Origin of the sequence: Kitasatospora saccharophila, assembly GCF_039529925.1 — a bacterium.
GTDB classification, from domain to species: Bacteria; Actinomycetota; Actinomycetes; order Streptomycetales; family Streptomycetaceae; genus Kitasatospora; species Kitasatospora saccharophila.
In genome coordinates, this window is the sequence record NZ_BAAANS010000080.1 from 11770 (window position 1) to 31954 (window position 20185).

The window sequence follows — 20185 nt, forward strand, 5'->3', positions numbered from 1 at the left end:
CCGCCGCGGAACGCACCCCGCCCCGGCCCCGGGGGAGCGGGGCAGGGGCGGGGCACGCGGGGGGCGGCGGCCTCAGTCGACCGACAGGGCCGCCGCCAGCGGGAGTTCGCCGCAGTTCGGGCCGGCCCGCAGGACGAAGGTGCCCGGCTCGGTCAGCCAGGCGTGCTCCGCCACCGACCAGTGCTCCAGGGCGCGGCCCGGCAGCACCAGCTCCACCTCGACCTGCTCGCCCGGCCCCGCCTCGGCGGCGCCGAACCCGGCCAGCCAGCGCACCGGACGGTCCAGCTCCGAACCCGGCCGGGACAGGTACAGCTGCACCGTCTCCCGGGAGCGGCGCGGCCCGTCGTTGCGCAGCACCACCCGCACCGTGCGCGAGCCGTCCGCCGCCGGGGCCGAGGGCGCGCCCAGCGCCAGGTAGCTCCACTCGCCCCAGCCCAGCCCGTGCCCGAACCAGTACGCGGGGGTGCGGTCGGCCCGCAGCCAGCCGCGGTGGCCCAGGTGCAGGCCCTCCGCGTACTCCAGCCGCCCGTCCTCCGGGGCGGTCGAGTACACCGGGCAGTCCTCCTCGGCGTCCGGCCAGGTGGTGGGCAGCCGCCCGCCCGGCTCGGCCAGGCCCAGCAGCACCTCGGCCAGCGCGTCGCCGCCCTCCTGGCCGGGGAACCAGCAGGTCAGCACCGCGCCGACCCGCTCGCGCCAGGGCAGCAGCACCGGGCTGCCGGTGTTCACCACCACCACCGTGCGCGGGTTCACCGCCGCGACCGCCGCCACCAGCTCGTCCTGGCGGCCCGGCAGCCGCAGACCGGCCCGGTCGAAGCCCTCGCTCTCGTGCTCGTCCGTGGTGCCGACCACCACCACCGCGACGTCCGCCGCCGCGGCCAGCTCCACCGCGTGCGCGAACTCCCGCTCCAGTTCGGCCTCCGGCCGGTCGGCGGCCAGCACCAGCACCCGCCCGTGCGGCTCCTCCACCGTCCGCCGGGCCAGCAGCCCCACCTCCTGGCCCTCCGCCAGCTCCAGCTCGACCTGCCGGAACGAGGGCGACACGTGCAGGTACGTCGGGTCGTCCGAGAGCGGCTCGACGTACTCCTCCAGCAGCACCTTCCCGTCCGCCTCCAGCCGCAGCGCGCCCAGGCCCACCACGCCCAGCCGCCAGCGGCCCGCGGACGGCGCGGTGAACCGGGTCGCCACCTCGATGGTGCGCACCGGCGCCAGGTCGACCTCCGCGGACGGCTCCAGCACCCGCCCGGTCGAACGGGCCTCGGCGTGCACCACCGAGCCGTCGGCCGCCAGGTAGCGCACCAGCACGCCCGGCGCCGAACCGTCCGGCAGCACGCAGTCCGCGGCCGCCAGCGGCGTCGGGCGCAGGTTGGTGCGCACCCCCGGGGCGTGCACCACCTCCACGGCCGGGTCCAGCGCGGCGCGCAGGCCGTTCAGCGGCGAGACCGGCGCGGCCGGGAACACCGAGGCGCTGCCGCCGCCCTGCACCCGGGCCGTCGCCGCGTTCGGACCGAGCACCGCGACCCGGCGCAGCGCCGCGGTGTCCAGCGGCAGCAGCCGCTGCGGGTTGTGCAGCAGCACGGTGCCCGCGACGGCCGCCGCCCGCAGCGCGCCCCGGGTCACCGGGTCGGTCGGCACCGGCGCCTGCCCGCCCGCGGCCGGCGGGTCGAACGCGCCGACCCGCCCGGCGAGCCGCAGCAGCCGCTCCACCTTGTCGTCCAGCGCCGCCGCCGACACCCGGCCGGCCCGCACCGCCGCGGCCAGCGCCGCGCCCCAGGCCGGGTTCGGCCCCGGCATCGACAGGTCGCACGCCGCCGCGCCCGGCCCGTCCGCGTCGTGCACCGAACCCCAGTCGGACACCACCAGGCCGTCGAAGCCCCACTCGCCCTTCAACGGCTCGGCCAGCAGCGGGTGTTCGACCATCCACGTCCCGTTGACCCGGTTGTACGCCGACATCACCGCCCACACCCCGGCCCGCACCGCCGCCTCGAACGGCGCCAGGTACACCTCGCGCAGCGTCCGCGCGTCCACCCGGGCGTCCACCGTCAGCCGGTCGGTCTCCGAGTCGTTGGCCACGTAGTGCTTGGCCGTCGCCGCGACCCCGCGCGCCTGCACGCCCGCGATGTACGCCGCCCCGATCCGGGCGGTCAGCAGCGGGTCCTCCGAGAAGCACTCGAAGTTGCGCCCGCCCAGCGGCGAGCGGTGCAGGTTCAGCGTCGGCGCCAGCACCACGTGCACGTTCTTGCGCCGCGCCTCCGCCGCCAGCAGCCCGCCCATCCGGGCCACCAGCCCCTCGTCCCAGGACGCGGCCAGCGCGGTCGCGCACGGCAGCAGCAGCGCCGTGTCCGTCTCGTCCCACCGCTCGCCGCGCACCCCCACCGGCCCGTCCGAACAGACCACCGGGTACATCCCGACGGCCGGCTCCCCACTGGTGCGGAAGGTGTCCCCACCGGAGACCAGCCGGGCCTTCTGCTCCAGGTCGAGCACCCGGTGGTCCGCGGGGGGCGCCGACTGCGGTGCGCTGGAAGTGAGTTGAGGTGACATGGAGAGCTGGGTCATCCCTTCGTGGCTCCTTGCATGATGCCGTCGATGATCTGGCGGCCCATCAGGAGGAATGCGACGAGAACGGGCGCGCTGGCGACCAGGGCGCCGGTGAGGACGAGCGAGTAGTCCTTGATGTAGCCGCTGGCCAGCTCGGAGAGGGTGAGCTGGACGGTGGGGTTCTGCTGGGTCATGACGACCTTGGGCCAGTAGAAGTCGTTCCAGGCGGCCATGAAGGTGAGCATGCCCAGGACGCTCATCGCGGGGCGGGCGGCGGGCAGCACGACGTGCCAGACCAGGCCGCGGGTGGTGCAGCCGTCCATCCGGCCGGCGTCGAGGAGTTCGTCGGGGACGGCGCCGATCAGGTACTGGCGCATGAAGAACAGGCCGAAGGCGTTCGCGGCGGCGGGGACGATCAGCGCCTGGAGGTGGTCGGCCCAGTGGAACCAGTTGGCCATCATGATGTAGAGCGGGATGATGCCCAGCTGGGTGGGGACCATCATGGTGGCGACCACCGAGGCGAGCAGCGGGCCCCGGCCGCGGAAGCGCAGCTTGGCGAAGGCGAAGCCGCCCAGGGTGCTGGTCAGCACCACGCTGACGGTGACGGTGGTGGCCACGATCAGCGAGTTGACCATCGCCAGCCGCAGGTCGGTCTGGGCGAACACCTGGGTGATGTTGTGCCAGAGCCGGCCGCCGGGCAGCAGCACCGGGGGCATCCGGTGGATCTCGGTGTTGGAGCGGGAGGCCGCGACCAGCGTCCAGTAGAGAGGGAAGAGCGAGAGCAGCACGGCGACGCCGAGGACGACGTATACGCCGCGTCCGGCGGTCAGCTGCCGGGTGCTCTTGGCCCGGCGGCGCCGGGGCAGGGCGGGGGTGGTCATTCGGCACCTCGCATCCGGCGCGCGGCCAGGAAGTTGACGACCGCGACCAGCACGATCAGCAGGAACATCGCCCAGGAGATCGCCGCGCCGTAGCCGTACTTGAAGCGGCCCCAGAACTGGTTGTACGAGTACAGGGCCAGGGTCTGGAACTGGTGCTGGGAGCCGCCGGTGGTCGGGTCCTGCTGCTGGCTGAACAGCATCGGCTCGCCGAACAGCTGGAGCGCGCCGATGGTGGAGACGATGACGGTGAACAGGATGGTCGGCCGCAGCATCGGGATCGTGATGGAGCGGAACTGCCGCCAGCGGCTCGCCCCGTCCAGCGCGGCGGCCTCGTACAGCTCGAACGGCACCGACTGCATCGCGGCCAGGTAGAGCAGCGCGTTGTAGCCCGTCCAGCGCCAGGTGACGATCGCGGCGATCGCCGACCAGGAGGAGAGGGTGCCGGCCTGCCAGTCGATGTGGTCGACGCCGAACAGCGACAGGAACCAGTTGACCATGCCGAAGTCGCGGCCGAACAGCTGGACGAAGATCAGCGTGACGGCGGCCACCGAGGTGACGTTGGGCAGCAGGACGCCCAGGCGCATCAGGGTGCGGCCGCGCATCCGGTAGTTGAGCAGGTGGGCCAGGCCGAGCGCGAGCAGCAGTTGCGGGACGGTGGCCAGCACGCCGATGCCCAGGGTGTTCTTGACGGCGTTCCAGAAGAACGGGTCGTCCAGCAGCTTGCGGTAGTTCTCCAGGCCGACCCACTGGCCCTCGCTGCCGGGGCGGTCGGCCCGCCAGGCGGTGAACGAGACGTAGCCGGTGTACAGCATCGGGAACAGGCCGAAGACGCCGAAGACCACGAAGAACGGCGAGAGGTACAGGTAGGGCGAGACGGTGCGGTCGAGCCGGTGCCAGCGGTGGCCGGCGGTGCGGGCGGGGGCGCGGGCGCCGCGGGCGGCGGCGGTCGATGCGGCCAAGGGGAGCTCCCAGGGGCGGGGACGGGGCGGGGCGGGTGGCGCGGTGCCGGTGCGGCGTCAGGTCCGCACCGGCACCGCGGGTTCGGGGGAGCGGGCCGTCAGTTGACGATGTTGTCGACGTCCTTGAGGGCCTGCTTCCAGGCGCCGTCCGGGTCGGCCTTGCCCTGCTCGACGGAGGTCAGCGCGTTGCCGAGGGCGGTGCCGATCTCCGCGCCGTGCGCGCCGAGCGGCTGCGGGTTCAGGTCGCGGGCCGACTGGGAGAAGATCTTGCCGGTCGGGGCGTTGTTGAACAGCGGGTCGGTGTGCTCGGCGATGTCGGGCTGGGTCCACAGCGCCTGGTCGGAGGGGAAGTAGCCCTTCTCCTTGAACAGCCGGGCCTCCTGCTCGGGGGCGGTGAGCCACTTGGCCAGCTCGGCGGCGGCCTTGGTGTGCTTGCCGGACTTCGGGACGCTCAGGTAGGAGCCGCCCCAGTTGCCGCCGCCGCCGGGGATCCGGGCGATGTCCCACTTGCCGCCGTCGGTGGGCGGGTTGGCCTTGAACTCGTAGCTCATCCAGGCCGGGCAGGCCACGGTGGCGAACTGGCTCTTCTGGAAACCGGTGTCCCAGGCGGGGGTGAACGCCTGGATGCCCGCCGACTCGCCGTCCTTGATGGCGCCGGCCACCAGGTCGAAGGACTGCTTGACGGCCGGGTTGGAGGTGACCACGACCTTGCCGTCGGCGTCGTAGACGCCCTGCGGGGCCTGGGCCAGGATCGCGCTGAACAGGTTGCCGCCGCTGTCGAACCAGCGGGCGTCCTTGTTCGGGCTGTTGGCGAGGAACTGCTTGCCGGCGGCCAGGTAGGACGGCCAGTCCTTCATCAGCGCGGCGACCGCCTCGCGGTCGGTGGGCAGGCCCGCGGCCTGGAACAGGTCGCTGCGGTAGCACAGCGCCATGCCGCCCATGTCGGTGCCCAGGCCGAACAGCACCTTGCCGTCCGGGCTGGAGGCGGGGGCGGTCTTGGACGGCACCCACTGGTCCTTGCTGACGCCGTTGTCCAGGAAGTTGAGGAACTTCCCGGCCTCCGGCTGGAAGCCCGCGACCTGCCCGATCTCGATCGCCTCGATGTCGGCGGTGCCGGAGCCGGCCAGCAGGTGGGCGTGCAGGTTCTGGTGGTGCGCGCCCATGTCGGCGCGGTTCTCCTTGATGGTGACGTTCGGGTGCGCCTGCTCGTACTCCTTGTACAGGTCCGCGTAGCCGAAGTCGGAGAACAGGTTCACCGTGAGGGTGACCTTGGCGTTCGGGTCCTCGTCCGCGGACGAGCTGCCGCCGCTGCTGGAGCAGGAGGTCACGGCGGTCAGGGCCAGCACCAGCAGTGCCGAGGTGGCGAGCAGGCGGCCTCTCGGACCGGTGCGGGGCAGGGAAACGGGCATGGAACGGCTCCTCGCGGGGGATGGCGTGATGAGGCCCCGGGACCCTCTCGTTGGGAGAGCGCTCTCCCGGGGTGGCATCCGGAGCTTGGCCGCTCCAGCCGCCCCCCGTCAAGGGGTTGAACCGCAGAATATGACCGTTGCACCTGGGGTTTGGTGAAGTTTCGCTGACGAACCAGTTGTCGCCGCCCTTGACACGGATGAAACAACGGGGCAACCATCACTGGCGTAGTGAGAGAGCGCTCTCCCTGATCCGGGCACCGGCCCTCGACGGTGCCGCCCCCACCCCACCCGATCGGGAGCCCCGATGCCCGCCCCGCCCCTGCGCACCCCCCGGCCGCTGTCGCGGCCGACCACGTCCGCACCCCCCGTCCGCACCCTGGCCGCGGCCCTCGCCGCCGCCCTGGTCGCCGCCCTGGTCCTGCTGCTGCCCGCCACCCGGGCCCAGGCCGCCCCCGTCCTGCTCTCCCAGGGCAGGACCGCCATCGCCTCCAGCGCCGAGAACTACGGCACCCCCGCGTCCAACGCGGTCGACGGCGACACCGGAACCCGCTGGTCCTCGGCGGCTTCCGACCCGCAGTGGCTGCAGGTCGACCTCGGCGCCCCCGCCGCGCTCAGCTCCGTCACCCTGAAGTGGGAGGCGGCGTACGCGAAGGGCTACCAGATCCAGCTGTCCACCGACGGCACCACCTGGACCACCGCGTACACCACCGCCAACGGCGCCGGCGGCACCGAGACCGTCCCGGTCACCGGCACCGCCCGCTACGTGCGGATGAACGGCACCGCCCGGGCCACCGGCTACGGCTACTCGCTCTGGGAGTTCCAGGTCTACGGCGCCGACGCCGCCCAGCCCTGCGGCACCGCGAACGCAGCCCAGGGCAGGACCGCCACCGCCTCCAGCACCGAGAACTACGGCACCCCCGCGTCCAACGCCGTCGACGGCGACGCGAACACCCGCTGGTCCTCGGCGGCCGCCGACCCGCAGTGGCTGCAGGTCGACCTCGGCTCCGCGCAGAGCGTCTGCGGCACCTCGGTGACCTGGGAGAGCGCCTACGCCAAGGCGTACCGGATCCAGCTGTCCGCCGACGGCACCAACTGGAACGACGCCTGGACCACCGCCAACGGCGCCGGCGGCACCGAGAAGCAGGACTTCACCGGCACCGCCCGCTACGTCCGGCTCTACGGCACCGCCCGGGCCACCGGCTACGGCTACTCCGTCTGGGAGTTCAAGGTCTTCACCGGCGGCAGCGCCTCCACCAGCCCGACGCCGACCCCGACGCCGACCCCCACCGGCACCACCCCGCCCGGCAACTGGAACACCGTCTTCAGCGACAACTTCGCCGGCGGCTCCGGCAGCGCCCCGTCCGCCACCAACTGGACGGTCCGCACCGGCACCTCGGAGCCCGGCGGCGCCGCCAACTGGGGCACCGGCGAGATCCAGAACGACACCGCCAACCCCGCCAACGTCGCGATCGACGGCAACGGCCACCTCAACCTGACCGCCGTCCGCGACGGCGCCGGGAACTGGACCTCCGGCCGGGTGGAGAGCAAGCGCGGCGACTTCGCCGCCCCCGCCGGCGGACAGCTGCTGATCTCCGCGCAGATCAAGCAGCCCGGCGTCGCCGACGGCACCGGCTACTGGCCGTCCTTCCGCACCATCGGCGCAGGCGACCGCAGCGGCGGCTGGCCGGGCACCGGCGAGACCGACATCCTGGAGGACGTCAACGGCCGCAGCCAGACCTCCGCCACCCTGCACTGCGGCACCGCCCCCGGCGGCAACTGCAACGAGTACAACGGCATGACCAGCGGACTCGCCTCCTGCCCCGGCTGCCAGAGCGACTACCACACCTACAGCCAGGTCATCGACCGCACCGTCAGCGACGAGCAGATCCGCTGGTACCTCGACGGCCGGCAGATCTGGCAGGTCAACGAGTCCCAGGTCGGCACCACCGACTGGAAGAACGCCGTCGACCACGGCTTCAAGCTGGTCTTCAACCTCGGCATCGGCGGCTCCTTCCCCGACAGCGTCTGCGGCTGCACCACGCCCAGCGCCACCACCACCTCCGGCGGCGCGCTGTCCATCGGCACCGTCACCGTCGCCACCACCACCGGCACCGCCCCCGCGGCGCTCACCGACCCGGCCGTCCCCACCGGCAAGAACACCGTCAAGGTCACCGGCGGCCAGGGCAACTGGGCGCTGAGCGTCAACGGCCAGCCCTACCAGCTCAAGGGCGTCACCTGGGGCCCGGCCCAGTCCACCGCCGACGCGCACATGCGCGACCTGAAGGCGATGGGCGTCAACACCCTGCGCACCTGGGGCACCGACGCGGCCAGCAAGCCGCTGCTGGACGCCGCCGCCGCGTACGGCATCAAGGTGGTCAACGGCTTCTGGCTCAACCAGGGCGCCGACTACGTCAACGACACCGCCTACAAGAACAGCACCCTCGACTCCATCAAGCAGTGGGTGACCACCTACAAGGACCACCCCGGCACCCTGATGTGGGACGTCGGCAACGAGGTCATCCTCACCACCCAGGACCACGCCTACAACGGCGCCACGGTGGAGCAGGAGCGCGTCGCCTACGCCCAGTTCGTCGAGCAGGTCACCCAGGCCATCCACGCCATCGACCCCGACCACCCGGTCACCTCCACCGACGCCTACACCGGCGCCTGGCCGTACTACAAGCAGTACGCCCCCAGCCTCGACCTGCTGGCCGTCAACTCCTACGGCGCGGTCTGCAACGTCAAGCAGGACTGGATCAACGGCGGCTACACCAAGCCGTACATCGTCACCGAGTCCGGCGACGCCGGCGAGTGGGAGGTCCCGAACGACGCCAACGGCGTCCCGACCCAGCCCACCGACACCCAGAAGCGCGACGGCTACACCAGCGCCTGGAACTGCATCTCCGGCCACACCGGCGTCGCGCTCGGCGCCACCATCTTCAACTACGGCACCGAGAACGACTTCGGCGGCACCTGGTTCAACCTGATCCCCGGCGGCTGGAAGCAGCCCGCGTACTACTCCGTCGCCAAGTCCTACGGCGGCAGCGCCAAGGACGGCAACACCCCGCCGGTGATGCCGAACCTGACGCTGAGCAAGACCGCCGACGTGCCGGCCGGCGGCACCTTCACCGTCAGCTCGCCCGCCACCGACCCCGACGGCGACCTGGTCCGCTACCAGCTGTACTACAGCTCCAAGTACGTGGACGGCGGCACCGGCTTCAGCCAGGTCCGCTTCACCCAGACCGGCGACGGCCAGTTCACCGCCACCGCGCCCAAGACCCTGGGCGTCTGGAAGGTCTACGTCTACGCCTACGACGGCCACGGCAACGTCGGCATCGAGTCGAAGTCCTTCCGGACCGTCGCCCCCACGCCCAGCGGCACCAACGTCGCCAAGGGCAAGACCACCACCGCCTCGACCTACCAGGCCGTCGGCAACGGCGCCCCCTACCCGCCGTCCAACACCACCGACGGCAACTGGTCCACCCGGTGGGCCAGCGAGTGGGCCGACCCGCAGTGGCTCCAGGTCGACCTGGGCCAGAGCACCTCGTTCAAGCACGTGCAGCTCGGCTGGGAGTCCGCGTACGGCAAGGCGTACCAGATCCAGACCTCCAACGACGGCACCAACTGGACCACGGTCTACACCCAGGCCAACGGCACCGGCGGCATCGACGACATCGACGTCAACGGCAGCGGCCGCTACGTCCGGGTCAACATGACCCAGCGCGGCACCGCCTACGGCTACTCGATGTACGAGTTCGGCGTCTACGCCTGACCCGCCACCAGTAGCGAAGGGGCGTCCGGCCCGTGCCACCGGACCGGGCGCCCCCCACCCCCCCACAGACCCCCGGTGCCGCGCGGCTGGGAGCGCCGCGCGGCACCGGGCCCCCCACCCACCCTTCCTCTTCCGGAGGTCCGATGAAACACCGCACCTCGCGCGGCGCGCCCCACCGCACCGCGCTCGCCGGTACCGTCGCCGCCCTGCTGGCGGCCGGCGCCCTCACCGGCGGCGTCCTCACCCAGCAGGCGGCCGCCGCGGCCGACCCGCTGATCAGCCAGTCCAAGCCGGTCACCGCCTCGTCCGTGGAGAGCGCCAACTTCCCCGCCGCGGCCGTCGCCGACAACAACCTCGCCACCCGCTGGGCCAGCGCCTGGACCGACTCCCAGTGGGTCCAGATCGACCTGGGCGGCACCGCCACCATCAGCCACGTCGAACTGGACTGGGAGGCCGCGTACGCCAGCGGCTACCAGCTGCAGACCAGCAACGACGCCAGCACCTGGAACACCCTCTACACCAAGGCCAACGGCACCGGCGGCACCGAGCAGATCGACCTCGCCGGCAGCGGACGGTACGTCCGGCTCAACCTCACCAAGCGCGGCACCGGCTACGGCTACTCGCTGGAGGAGTTCAAGGTCTACGGGCAGGTCACCACGGCCAGCACCGGCTACATCCCGGCCAACCCCCAGGTCACCGGCACCACCCCGGCCACCGGCAACCCGCCGCACGCCTACTTCCACGAGTTCCAGGCCAACTGCACCGCCACCCACGACCTGCCCGACGACCCGATCGTCTACCCGGGCAAGCCCGGCGCCTCCCACATGCACACCTTCATGGGCGCCCTCAACACCAACGCCAACTCCACCCTGGAGTCGCTGCAGGCCAGCACCACCAGCTGCCTCGCCCCCGGCGACAAGTCCGGCTACTGGATGCCCACCATGTACGACGGCAACACCCCCGTCGACCCGGTCGGCCTGCAGACCATCTACTACAAGAGCGGCATCAACGACTACACCGCCGTCCGCCCGTTCCCGGCCGGCCTGCGGTTCGTCGTCGCCAGCCCGAACGACAGCGCCACCGACTTCGCCACCCACCCCGGGTACGTGGCCGGCTGGGAGTGCGGCACCAGCTACCGCACCTCCGACCTGCCCACCGAGTGCCCCGGCGGCGGCCAGATCGGCGTCCGCTTCCAGGCCCCCAGCTGCTGGAACGGCCTGTACCTGGACACCCCCGACCACAAGAGCCACATGGCCTACCCCATCGACGGCGTCTGCCCCGCCGACCACCCGGTCGCGCTGCCGATGATCGAGTTCAAGATGGCCTTCCCGGCCAACCTGGACCACCTCGCCCAGCTCCACCTCTCCAGCGGACGGGGCTTCTCCTTCCACTACGACTTCTTCAACGCCTGGGACGCTCCGACCCTGGCCGCGATGGTCAACCACTGCATCGTCGGTGGCCTGCAGTGCGACCCCCGCGGCTACGACCAGAACCAGCCCGGCAAGGGCGCGGCGCTCAACGAGCAGTACCTTCTGCCGTAAGCCCTGAGCCGTAGCCACACCGCGGAACACCGGCCCCGCCGCCACGGACCCCCACGTCCGGCGGCGGGGCCGGCCCGCGCCCCACCCCACGGAGGACCACCGATGAGGCTTCGCCGCACCGCCGCGCTGCTCCTGCTGCCCCTGCTCGCCGCCGTCGGCTGCGGGTCCGCCGCGGCCCCCGCCGCCGCGCCGCCGCCCGCGAACGCGTCCGCGAGCCCGTCCGCCGCGGCGCCCTCGTCCAGCGCGCCCGACCGGCCCTCCGACGCCACCTCGATGATCTGCAACCCGTACTTCCGGCAGGAACTCGCCGGCGCCCTCGGCACCGACATCACCCAGCCGCTCGCCCCCACCTGGGCCCAGCGCGTCTACAGCTGCGAGTACCGCTACCCGGCCGGCAGCATGACGCTCTCGGTCAAGGAGCTCCCCGACGCCGCCACCGCCCTCGCCCAGTACGACGGCCTGCGCGGCAGCGCCGGCGCCGTCACCGACCTGAACGGCCTCGGCGAGGCCGCCTACAAGCGCGCCGACGGCACCACCGTGGTCCGCAAGGACAGCTTCGTGCTCACCGTCGACGTCGCCAAGCTGCCCGAGACCTTCGGCACCCCGCCGCGCAGCCGCGCCGACGTCGCCGTGATGACCGCCACCACCGTCATGATCTGCTGGCAGGAGCACAGTTCGTGACCGGACGCGGGCAACTGCCGCCACTGGGCCGCGACCGGGGGAACGCCCCCGGTCGCGGGCCCCGCCCCGCCCTGGAACGGGCGGTCGGGCGCGCCGCGGACCAGGCTGCGGAACGCACTGGGAGAGCGCTCTCCCAGCGTGCTATAAAGGGCCTCATGAGCAGCGAAGCCCTCAAGCGCGCCAGCACCCTGGAGGACGTGGCGCGGGTCGCGGGCGTCTCCCGGGCCACCGTCTCCCGCGTCATCAACGGCGTCCGCAACGTCGACCCCGCCATCCAGGAAGCCGTCCGGCAGGCCATCGCCCGCACCGGCTACGTCCCCAACAGCGCCGCCCGCTCCCTGGTCACCCGGCGCACCGGAGCCCTCGCCCTGGTCATCTCCGGCAGCGACGCCCCCGAGACCCCCGACCACCACGTCGGCGGCGAGATCTTCGCCGACCCGTTCTTCGGACGCGTCGTCAGCGGCGTCTTCACCGGCCTGCGCCCGCTCGACCTGCACCCCGTCCTGATGCTCGCCGACAGCGCCGAAGCCCGCGACAAGGCACTCACCTACCTGCGGCAGGGCAACGCCGACGGCGCCATGGTCGTCTCCACCCACAGCCGCGACCCGCTCCCCGCCCAGCTGCTCGCCGCCGGCATCCCCACCGTCCTGTTCGGCCGCCCCCCGACGCCGCTCTCGCTCTCCTGCGTCGACCTCGACAACCGCGAGGGCGGCCGGATCGCCGCCGACCACCTCACCGCCCGCGGCCGGCACCGGGTCGCCGCCATCTCCGGCCCGCTCGGCGTCCGCGCCGCCCGCGACCGCCTCTCCGGCTTCCGGGAAGCCATGGCCGACCACGGCATCCACCAACTCCCGCACGTCGAAGGCGACTTCACCCGCGAGGACGGCGAGCGCGCGATGACCTCGCTGCTGCGCCGCTACCCCGACCTGGACGGCGTCTTCGCCGCCAACGACCTGATGGCCCAGGGCGCCCTGGCCGTCCTGGCCGACCACCGGCGACGCGTCCCCGAGGACATCGCGGTGATCGGCTTCGACGACTCCTCCGCCGCGACGGCCGGCCGGCCCCACCTCACCACCGTCCGCCAGCCGGTCGAGGAGATGGCCGCCGAGATGACCCGCGTCCTGCTCGACCACCTCGCCCGACCGGGCCGCGCCGCCACCACCGTCCTGTTCGAACCGACCCTGATCGAGCGCCAGTCCGCCTGAGCGCCAGTCCGCCTGAGCGGCGGGGCGTCCGAGCGGCGGGGCGTCCGAGCGGACGGCGGTCGGTCGGGAGGGCGGCGGACCTCCGGGGCTCAGCCCCGGCCGAAGCTCCCCGCGGGGAAGGCGCCCGCGGCCCGGAGGGTGCGGGAGAACTCGCCGGCCAGTTCGGTCAGGCGGTCGGTGGCGGTCGGCCCGAGGTGGGCGTACGGGGCGGCGTCCAGGCGGTCGGTGAGCGCCTCGGCCTCGTCGCGCAGGGCCGCGCCCGCCGGGGTGAGCTCGCCCGCCCCGTCCAGCAGTCCGCGGGCGCGCAGTCGGTCCCGGGCGGCGTCCCACTGCTGCGCGGACCACCCGCGGGTCCGCTTGAGCAGCGCCGAAGTCGGCCCCGTACCGGTCGCGTTGTGCAGGACCAGCGCTTCGAGGCCGGACAGCTCGGCGACCGCCAGGGCGACGAGGTGGCCGTCGCCCCGGTGCTCGCGCAGCAGCGTCGCGGCGTGCCACAGGGCCAGGTGCGGTTCCTCCGGCACCGGGAGGTCGGCGTTGGCGGCGTACAGCGGCCGCCCCTCCCGGTGGCCGGCTTCGGCGGCGCGCAGCGCGAGTCCGGCGGCCTCGGCCATCCGCGCGGAGGCGATCGCCTCCGGCCCGAGCAGCCGCCGGAGCGTCCGGTCCGCGCCGCGCAGCCGGGCCGCGAGCACCGCCTCCGGCGTGGTGACGGCCCAGGCGGCGGGGAGGTGCCGCCGCACGTGCTCGTGGTCGAAGTTGTAGAACGCCGCCGTGACGGTCCCCGGGCCGACGGCCCCGAGCGGCGCGGCGCGGCCCGCGAGGTAGGACACGGCCCCGGGTTCCAGTCCGAGCGCCGCGTACTCGTCCTGCGGCTCGGGCGCGAAGTAGCCCGCGGTGTGCAGGGGGTTGACGGCGTGGTGGCAGCGGCGGCCCGCGGGCGCCTCGATGGTGGTCATGTGGTGGTGCTCCGGTGCTTTTCGGTGGGGCGGTGGGTCGGGCGGACGGTCTGTCAGCCGGACGGGTGATCGGTCGGTGGGTCGGGCGGACGCTTCGTCACCCGGACGGGTGATCGGTCAGTCAGTCGGTCGGTGGGTCGGGCTGGAGTCCGGCCGCGGTCCGGCCGAGGTGCCGGGTCAGGAGGGCGGCCGCGGCGTCGGCGTCGCGGGCGAGTGCCGCCTCCTCCAGGGCGCGGTGCTCCGCGACCGCGTCCCGTTCGGGAGTGCGGTGCGCCGACCAGCGGCGGGCCAGTTCGCTCGCGGTCCACAGGCGGTCGAAGGTCTCCAGCAGGACGGGGTTGCCGCACCCCTCCAGCAGGGTGCGGTGGAAGACCCGGTGCGCCTCGGCCCAGGCGTCGCTGTAGTTCCGGCCCTCCTGCGGCAGGTACTCCGGCGTGCGGGCCAGCCGGTGGTGCGCGCTGCGCACGCGGGCCTCCCAGTCGAGGTCGCCGCGTTCGACGCTCATCCGCAGCACGGCCGGTTCGACCGTCCGGCGGGCCTCCGCGACCTCCTGCCAGCGGCGGTCGGAGAGGGCCGGGACGGCGAAGCCGCGGTTGGGCAGCCGGTCGGCGAGGCCCTCGCCGACCAGCCGGACGAGCGCCTCGCGGACGACGGCCAGGCTCACGCCCTGCTCCCGGGCGAGGGCCTGGGGCTTGAGCGCCTCGCCCGGGGCGTGGTCCCCGCGCATGATCGCGTCCCGCAGGCGGGCGTGGGCCTGCTCGGAGAGCATCTGCTTCTCGGGCGGCTCGTGCTGCTCAAGCTGCTCGGGCGGCTCGGTGGGGAGCGGGGCGCTGCGGTCGGGTTTCGAGGCCATGCGGAAATGATAGACGATCGAAGAAATAATCGATTATCGATTCCGTGATCGATCGTACGGTGGAGGCGAGGGGCCGGGCGCGGAACGCCGACGCCCGCACTCCGCCGCCCCGGTGCGGGTCTGGCGGCGTACGGGCGTCGGGGGCGGCCGGCGCGTGGCCGGCGCGGCCGGGGTCACCAGACGGGGGCGACCAGGGCTCCGGTGGTGGCGTCGCGGACGGTGATGGCCTCGACCGGGCACATCTCGGCGGCCTCGGTCAGTTCCGCCGAGCCCCCGGTGGCCGGACGGGTGGGCAGGGCGCGGCCGTTGGGGGCGAGGGCGAGGTCGGCGGGGGCCGTGCGGGCGCACAGGCCGCTGCCGATGCAGCGGGCCTGGTCGACCGCCACGACCAGCTGCGGGGCGTCGCTCACCAGGCCACCTCCAGGCGCAGCGGGCTGCGGGTGAGCAGGCCGGTGCGCCACTCGATCCGGTCGACGGGGGTGGCCAGCCGCAGGTCGGGCAGGGCGCGGGCGAGGTGGTGCAGGCCGAGCTCCAGCTCCATCCGGGCCAGCCAGGCGCCCAGGCAGTGGTGCGGTCCGGCGCCGAAGGTCAGCGACGGGGTGCCGAGCGGGGCGAACAGGTCGAGCGGGCCCGGCGGGTAGACCTCCGGGTCGGCGTTGGCGGCGGTGGTGTCGGCGGCGACGATCGCGCCCGCCGGGATGGTGACTCCGCCGATCTCCAGGTCGGCGGTGGCCCGGCGCAGCTGGCCGGGCGCGTTGGTGCGGTCGCCGAGCGGGACGGTGCGCAGGATCTGCTCGGTCGCGGCGGCCGCGGCGGCGAGGTCCGCGCCGATCCGCCGCCAGGCCCCGGCGTCCCGCTCCGCCGGGCCGGTGCGGTCCGTCGCCCCGGTGCGGTCCGGGTGCTCCGGGTGGCCCGGGTGCTCCGCGCGGTCCGGATCGAGCAGGTAGACCAGCGCGTTGCCGAAACTCGTCATGGTGGTCTCGTGCCCGGCGATCACCAGCCCGATGGTGAGCGAGGTGATCTGGGCCTCCGTCATGCCGCCGGTCTGGTCGGCGGCCTGCACCAGCGAGCTGACCAGGTCCTCGCCCGGGTTCTTCCGCCGCTCCACCACCAGCTGGTGCCCGAACTCGCCGAACTCCCGGATCGCCACCGCGATCTCCTCGGCGCTGTACGCCGTGGTCGACAACGCGTGGTCGCTCCAGTGGCCCAGCCGCTCGGTGTCCAGCCCCTCCAGCTCCATCAGCCGGCTGATCACCCGCACCGGCAGCGGCTTGGTGAGCGCCCCGACCACCTCGGCGGGCGAACCGGACGCGACCAGCTCGCCCACCAGTTCGCGCACCACCCCGTCCACCCAGGGCCGCCAGCGCTCCACCGCCCGTGGCGTGAAAGCGCGTTGCACGGTGCGGCGGATCGCCTGGTGCTCGGGCCCGTCGCTGTTCAGGATCGAGGACGGGTCGTCCAGGATGTTCGGCGTCAGCACGGTCGGCGGGGCGTCCGGCGCGTACAGCGAGGACCGGCCCAGGTCCGGGTGGGCGAGCGCCTGCCGGACGTCCGCGTGCCGGGTCAGCACCCACACCGGCGTCCCGGTCGGCAGCGCGGCCAGCCGGGGCGGACCGGCCTCGGAGCGCAGCAGGCAGTGCAGCGGCACCAGCGGCACGGTCGCCGCCGTCGGCGCGTTCGGCGCCGCCGGGCGCGCGCCGGTCGGGTCGGTGGTCGGTTCGGCGGTCATCGGTCCTCCTGGTGGGACGCCTGCGGGGCCGGGGCCGCCGCCGGGCGGCGGCCCCTCACCTCCGACCGTATGCGGCCGTCCGGCCCGCGCGTAGGACGCAAACCAGCCACCGCCGCCCCGGCAGAAAACTCCAACTGGCGTTCGAATCAAGGAAGTTGGTGCGAACGGCGCGGTTGTTCCGGACGGCTCAGCCGACCGGGGCGGCGACCACGGCCAGCGCCTCGACCTCGATCAGCACGTCCGGGCGGAACAGCGCCGCCACCTGGACGGCCGAACTCGCCGGGGGCCGCGCGGTGTCCACGTGCTCGTCCCGGGCCTTGCGGACGGCGGGCAGGTACGCCACGTCGGTGACGAAGACGGTGAACTTCACGACGTCCGCGAACCCGGCCCCGGCCGCCGCCAGGCAGCGCCGCAGGTTCTCGAACACCTGCCCGGCCTGCGCTTCCGGATCGCCCGGGCCGACCAGTTCGCCGTGCTCGTCGAAGGCGACCTGCCCGGAGACCTGGACCAGCCGGCCGGTGCCGGTGACCACCTGCGTGTAGCCCGTGCCCGGCGCGACGCCCGGCGGCTCGCTGATGTCAGTGAGGTGAGGAGTGCTCATGCCGCCCATCCTCACCCGCGCCGGGCGCCGGGCGCACCCGGTTCCCGCGGACGGTGCGGGCCCGGTGCGGCGGGCGGGGCTCAGTCGACGACCTCGGGCAGCGGGCGCAGGAACGGCCGGTCAGCGGGCCGCAGTTCGCCGAGCGGACCGGCCGCGCGCAGCACCACGTCCAGTACGGCGTCCGGGTCGCAGGCGTAACCGCCGCTCGCCCAGGCCGCGTTGGCCTCCACGACGGCCCAACCCGACTCGGTGCGGCCGAGGTCGACCACGGCGGCGCTCGGCAGCGCGGCCGGGCCGGTGGCCGCGGCCAGCACGTCGGCGGCGAACGCCAGCAGCTCCGCGCCGTCCGGCCCCGCGCCGTCCGATCCCGCGTCGTCCGATCCCGCGTCGTCCGATCCCGTTGGGGCGATGGCGAGTTCGCCGTCCAGGGCGTAGCGGGAGGCGGAGCGCACCGCACCGTCCAGGACGAACAGGCGGTACTCCGAGACGAACCGGACCACCTCGCTGACCAGCACCGGCGTTTCGCCGTCCAGCAGTTCGGGCCCGGGGAGCTCGGCGCCGTCCCGGTACACCCGGGCGGCGAAGTGCTTGTCGGCCGGAGCCTTCACGAAGGCCGGACCCGAGCGCCCGCGCGCCTCGGCGAGCGTGGTCAACTCGACCCGACGGCCGGTCACCCGGCGCGGCAGCGCGGCCAGCCAGCCGTCGGCGGGCTCCAGCGGGGCGATCCCCAGCTCCCGCCCGACCGCATCGGCGAACAGCGGCCCGCCGTACAGGTGGACCGGCGTCCCGGTCAGCTCGTGCGGCGCCCGCCAGGAAGCGGCGGTGAACGCCCGCAGCCCGCGCCGCCCGGCGGCGGTGCGCAGTTGCAGGCCGGTCTCGTTGATCCGGGGAGCGAGGAGCAGGGTGCTGGACATGCAGGTGAGCATGCCAGCCGCCGGACGCCGCTCACCAGGGGTTTTCCCGGGCGCCAGCGCCGACGGGGGCGGACGGATCAGCCGGTGGCGGACGGTGGCGGACGGTGGCGGACGGGTCGGCCGTGGCGGCCGGGAAGAGGTGTTGGACGGCGGCGATCACCACGGCCCGGCGCTCGGCCGGGAAGGCGGCGCGCTGCTCGGCGTCGGCGGGCAGGAACTCGGACTCTCCGGCCCGGGCGGTGGCGAGCCGGTTGAGCAGGACCAGGACGTGCAGCGGGTCCCAGGACGGGTCGAGCCGCCCGGCCCGCCGGGCCAGGCGGCCCGGGAGGCGGCGCCGGTCGTCAGGGGGCCGGGGCGGCGGGCGGCCGGGCGTCGCGCAACTCCGGGCGGTGGAGCACCTCGACGTACACGACGCGCTCGTCGACCACGTCCAGCGTCAGGAGGCCCCGCTCCGGGAGCAGTGGCACGCAGCGGTGGCCGGGGCCGTACGGCGTGCCGGGGGCGTGCGCCGCGGTGCGGAAGCTCCGGCAGGAACCGTCCCCGCAGGTGCAGGGCGCGACGAGCCGCAGTTCCCGGACCCCGGCCGCCAGCGCGGCCTCGCCCTCGGCCAGCAGCAGCCCGGCCAGTTCCTCGACCAGGTCGGGGTACACCTCGCGCAGCAGCGGCGGTCGTTCCTCCTCGTTCACGGGACGCGACGGTAACAGCGCGCACGGACCGTCCGCACCCCGAAAACGCGCCGCCCGCCGGTGCGCGGACGGCTCGCGGTCCGCGTCACAGTTCGCGGCGCATCACCAGGCGCGGCCAGCGGTCCAGCCCGTGGGCCGCCTCGCGGGCCCGGACCTCGCGCAGGCCGGGGCCGAGGGCGTCGTCCGGCACCGGGCGGAAGCCGCAGCGGGCGTAGTACGGGGCGTTCCACGGGACGTCGGCGAAGGTGGTCAGCGTCAGGGCGGGCAGCCCCTCGGCCCGGGCCCGCGCGGCGGCGTGCTCCAGCAGGGTCCGTCCGATGCCCCGGCGGGCGTGCGCGGGGTGCACCGAGACCTGTTCGACGTGCAGCGCGCCGTCGATCCGCTCGGCCAGCAGGTAGCCGGCCGGGCGGTCCTCGTCGTCCACCGCGACCCAGGCCAGGCCGGCGGCCAGGAACGGGGTCAACTCCGCGACGGAGGGCGGCTCGTCGTCCGCGACCGCGGCCATCCCGACCTCGCGGAAGCACTCGCCCGCCGCCCGTTCGATCTCCTGGAGCAGCGGCAGTTCCCCGACCCGGACCTCACGTGTGCGCACCACCCCATTGTGCGCGACCCCGGCCGCGGCCGGGGCCACCCGGTCCGTGGCCACCCGGTCCGCGGGCGGGTGGTCACGGCCGTCGTCGTCGGGCGTCAGTGCTCGTGGCCGGAGCGGACGCGCTCCAGGACCTTGGGCGGCAGGTTCTCGTCGACGCCCGTGCCGGTCACGGCGATCATGTACTCGCCGTCCGCCCACAGGCAGGTGATGTCCTCGGTGGCCCGGGTGCGCGGGCTGTCCTCCGGGTCGTAGCCGTTGCAGTACATCGTCCCGCCGATGCCCGAGGCGACGACGTGCGGGTGGTCGCCCCCGCTGGAGTCGACCAGGAGCGGGAGCCGGCTCCGGAACTCCGGGCTGGACTTGCCGATGATCACGCTCCAGCGCTCCTTGCGGTCGTTGCCGTTGATCGGGGAGTCGGCCTCGGCCTCCGGCACCGAGCCGTACAGCGCCGCCTGGACGTCCCGCACGCCCATCATGGTGATGCCGGTGGACATCTCCTCCCAGTCCGGGAGGTCGCCCCGCGCCGAACCGGCCCGGAGCGTCTCGCCCTCCACCGAACCCGGCAGCACCGGGACGTCGTCGCCGCCGAACAGCTGCGTCCCCAGCAGGATCAGGCCGCCCACCACCACGACCGCGCCCACCCCCAGGGCGATCCGCTTGCGCTTGGCCAGCACCGCCGGATCGACCGGCGCACCGACCGGAGGCAGCCCGGGGTAGACCGGAGCGCCGGGCGGCGCGGGCGGGACGGGCGGCAGTCCCGGGGCGGTGGGCGGCGCCGCGAACGGGGTTGCAGCCGGGGGCGCGGACGGGCTCGCGGACGGCGGGGCGGGCGGCGGCGGGGGCGCGGCGGGCGCGGGGACGGTCGGCGGCGGCC

General features: G+C 74.2%; 17 protein-coding genes and 1 pseudogene. 4 read left to right on the top strand and 14 right to left on the bottom strand.

Annotated elements, in window-relative coordinates:
* Positions 1-72: 72 nt before the first annotated feature.
* The 4 genes from ABD345_RS35680 to ABD345_RS35695 all read right to left on the bottom strand — a co-directional run bounded on the left by ABD345_RS35680 (position 73) and on the right by ABD345_RS35695 (position 5784).
* Positions 73-2553, bottom strand: coding sequence for a glycoside hydrolase family 3 C-terminal domain-containing protein (locus ABD345_RS35680; RefSeq protein WP_344558413.1), 2481 nt, complete (start codon positions 2551-2553; stop codon positions 73-75).
* Positions 2550-3416: a carbohydrate ABC transporter permease gene (locus ABD345_RS35685; RefSeq protein ID WP_344558414.1), complete on the bottom strand. Its 867-nt coding sequence runs from the start codon at positions 3414-3416 to the stop codon at positions 2550-2552. Before ABD345_RS35685 ends, ABD345_RS35680 begins: the two co-directional genes overlap by 4 nt.
* On the bottom strand, positions 3413-4375 hold the full coding sequence (locus ABD345_RS35690; protein ID WP_344558415.1) for a carbohydrate ABC transporter permease: 963 nt from the start codon (positions 4373-4375) through the stop codon (positions 3413-3415). Before ABD345_RS35690 ends, ABD345_RS35685 begins: the two co-directional genes overlap by 4 nt.
* Before the next feature lie 98 nt (positions 4376-4473).
* Positions 4474-5784, bottom strand: coding sequence for an ABC transporter substrate-binding protein (locus ABD345_RS35695; protein ID WP_344558416.1), 1311 nt, complete (start codon positions 5782-5784; stop codon positions 4474-4476).
* 304 nt (positions 5785-6088) lie between these two features.
* Between ABD345_RS35695 and ABD345_RS35700 the strand changes: the two genes are divergently transcribed.
* The 4 genes from ABD345_RS35700 to ABD345_RS35720 all read left to right on the top strand — a co-directional run bounded on the left by ABD345_RS35700 (position 6089) and on the right by ABD345_RS35720 (position 12983).
* A complete protein-coding gene (locus ABD345_RS35700; protein WP_344558417.1) occupies positions 6089-9556 on the top strand; it encodes a galactose-binding domain-containing protein in 3468 nt (1155 codons plus the stop codon).
* A gap of 143 nt (positions 9557-9699) precedes the next feature.
* Positions 9700-11097 carry a DUF1996 domain-containing protein gene (locus ABD345_RS40385; RefSeq protein ID WP_425556937.1) on the top strand — a complete coding sequence of 466 codons (1398 nt, stop codon included), beginning with the start codon at positions 9700-9702 and terminating at the stop codon, positions 11095-11097.
* Positions 11098-11199: 102 nt separating this feature from the next.
* Positions 11200-11778 (top strand): hypothetical protein, encoded by a 579-nt coding sequence (locus tag ABD345_RS35715; RefSeq protein ID WP_344558419.1) that lies wholly within the window; start codon positions 11200-11202, stop codon positions 11776-11778.
* 155 nt (positions 11779-11933) lie between these two features.
* Positions 11934-12983 (top strand): LacI family DNA-binding transcriptional regulator, encoded by a 1050-nt coding sequence (locus ABD345_RS35720; protein ID WP_344558421.1) that lies wholly within the window; start codon positions 11934-11936, stop codon positions 12981-12983.
* 89 nt (positions 12984-13072) lie between these two features.
* Here the strand turns inward: ABD345_RS35720 and ABD345_RS35725 are convergent, their stop codons facing one another.
* From ABD345_RS35725 to ABD345_RS35765, 10 genes and pseudogenes are all read right to left on the bottom strand, one after another.
* Complete coding sequence (locus ABD345_RS35725) at positions 13073-13936, bottom strand: SCO6745 family protein (RefSeq protein WP_344558425.1); 864 nt, start codon at positions 13934-13936, stop codon at positions 13073-13075.
* 121 nt (positions 13937-14057) lie between these two features.
* A complete protein-coding gene (locus tag ABD345_RS35730) occupies positions 14058-14705 on the bottom strand; it encodes a GntR family transcriptional regulator (RefSeq protein WP_344558442.1) in 648 nt (215 codons plus the stop codon).
* Between the two features lie 257 nt (positions 14706-14962).
* Positions 14963-15199 carry a ferredoxin gene (locus ABD345_RS35735; protein ID WP_344558427.1) on the bottom strand — a complete coding sequence of 79 codons (237 nt, stop codon included), beginning with the start codon at positions 15197-15199 and terminating at the stop codon, positions 14963-14965.
* A complete protein-coding gene (locus ABD345_RS35740) occupies positions 15196-16518 on the bottom strand; it encodes a cytochrome P450 (protein ID WP_344558429.1) in 1323 nt (440 codons plus the stop codon). The genes ABD345_RS35735 and ABD345_RS35740 overlap by 4 nt, the downstream gene beginning before the upstream one ends.
* Before the next feature lie 187 nt (positions 16519-16705).
* Entirely contained in the window at positions 16706-17119 is a 414-nt protein-coding gene (locus ABD345_RS35745) for a RidA family protein (RefSeq protein WP_344558431.1), read from the bottom strand.
* Between the two features lie 80 nt (positions 17120-17199).
* Positions 17200-18033: an ATP-grasp domain-containing protein gene (locus tag ABD345_RS35750; RefSeq protein WP_344558433.1), complete on the bottom strand. Its 834-nt coding sequence runs from the start codon at positions 18031-18033 to the stop codon at positions 17200-17202.
* A 31-nt stretch (positions 18034-18064) separates the two neighbouring features.
* Complete coding sequence (locus ABD345_RS40390) at positions 18065-18349, bottom strand: hypothetical protein (protein ID WP_380276166.1); 285 nt, start codon at positions 18347-18349, stop codon at positions 18065-18067.
* Between the two features lie 25 nt (positions 18350-18374).
* A complete protein-coding gene (locus tag ABD345_RS35755; protein WP_344558435.1) occupies positions 18375-18719 on the bottom strand; it encodes a hypothetical protein in 345 nt (114 codons plus the stop codon).
* A gap of 85 nt (positions 18720-18804) precedes the next feature.
* Positions 18805-19311 carry a GNAT family N-acetyltransferase gene (locus tag ABD345_RS35760; RefSeq protein ID WP_344558437.1) on the bottom strand — a complete coding sequence of 169 codons (507 nt, stop codon included), beginning with the start codon at positions 19309-19311 and terminating at the stop codon, positions 18805-18807.
* Positions 19312-19406: 95 nt separating this feature from the next.
* Positions 19407-20185, bottom strand: a pseudogene (locus ABD345_RS35765) (hypothetical protein); the annotation flags it as partial.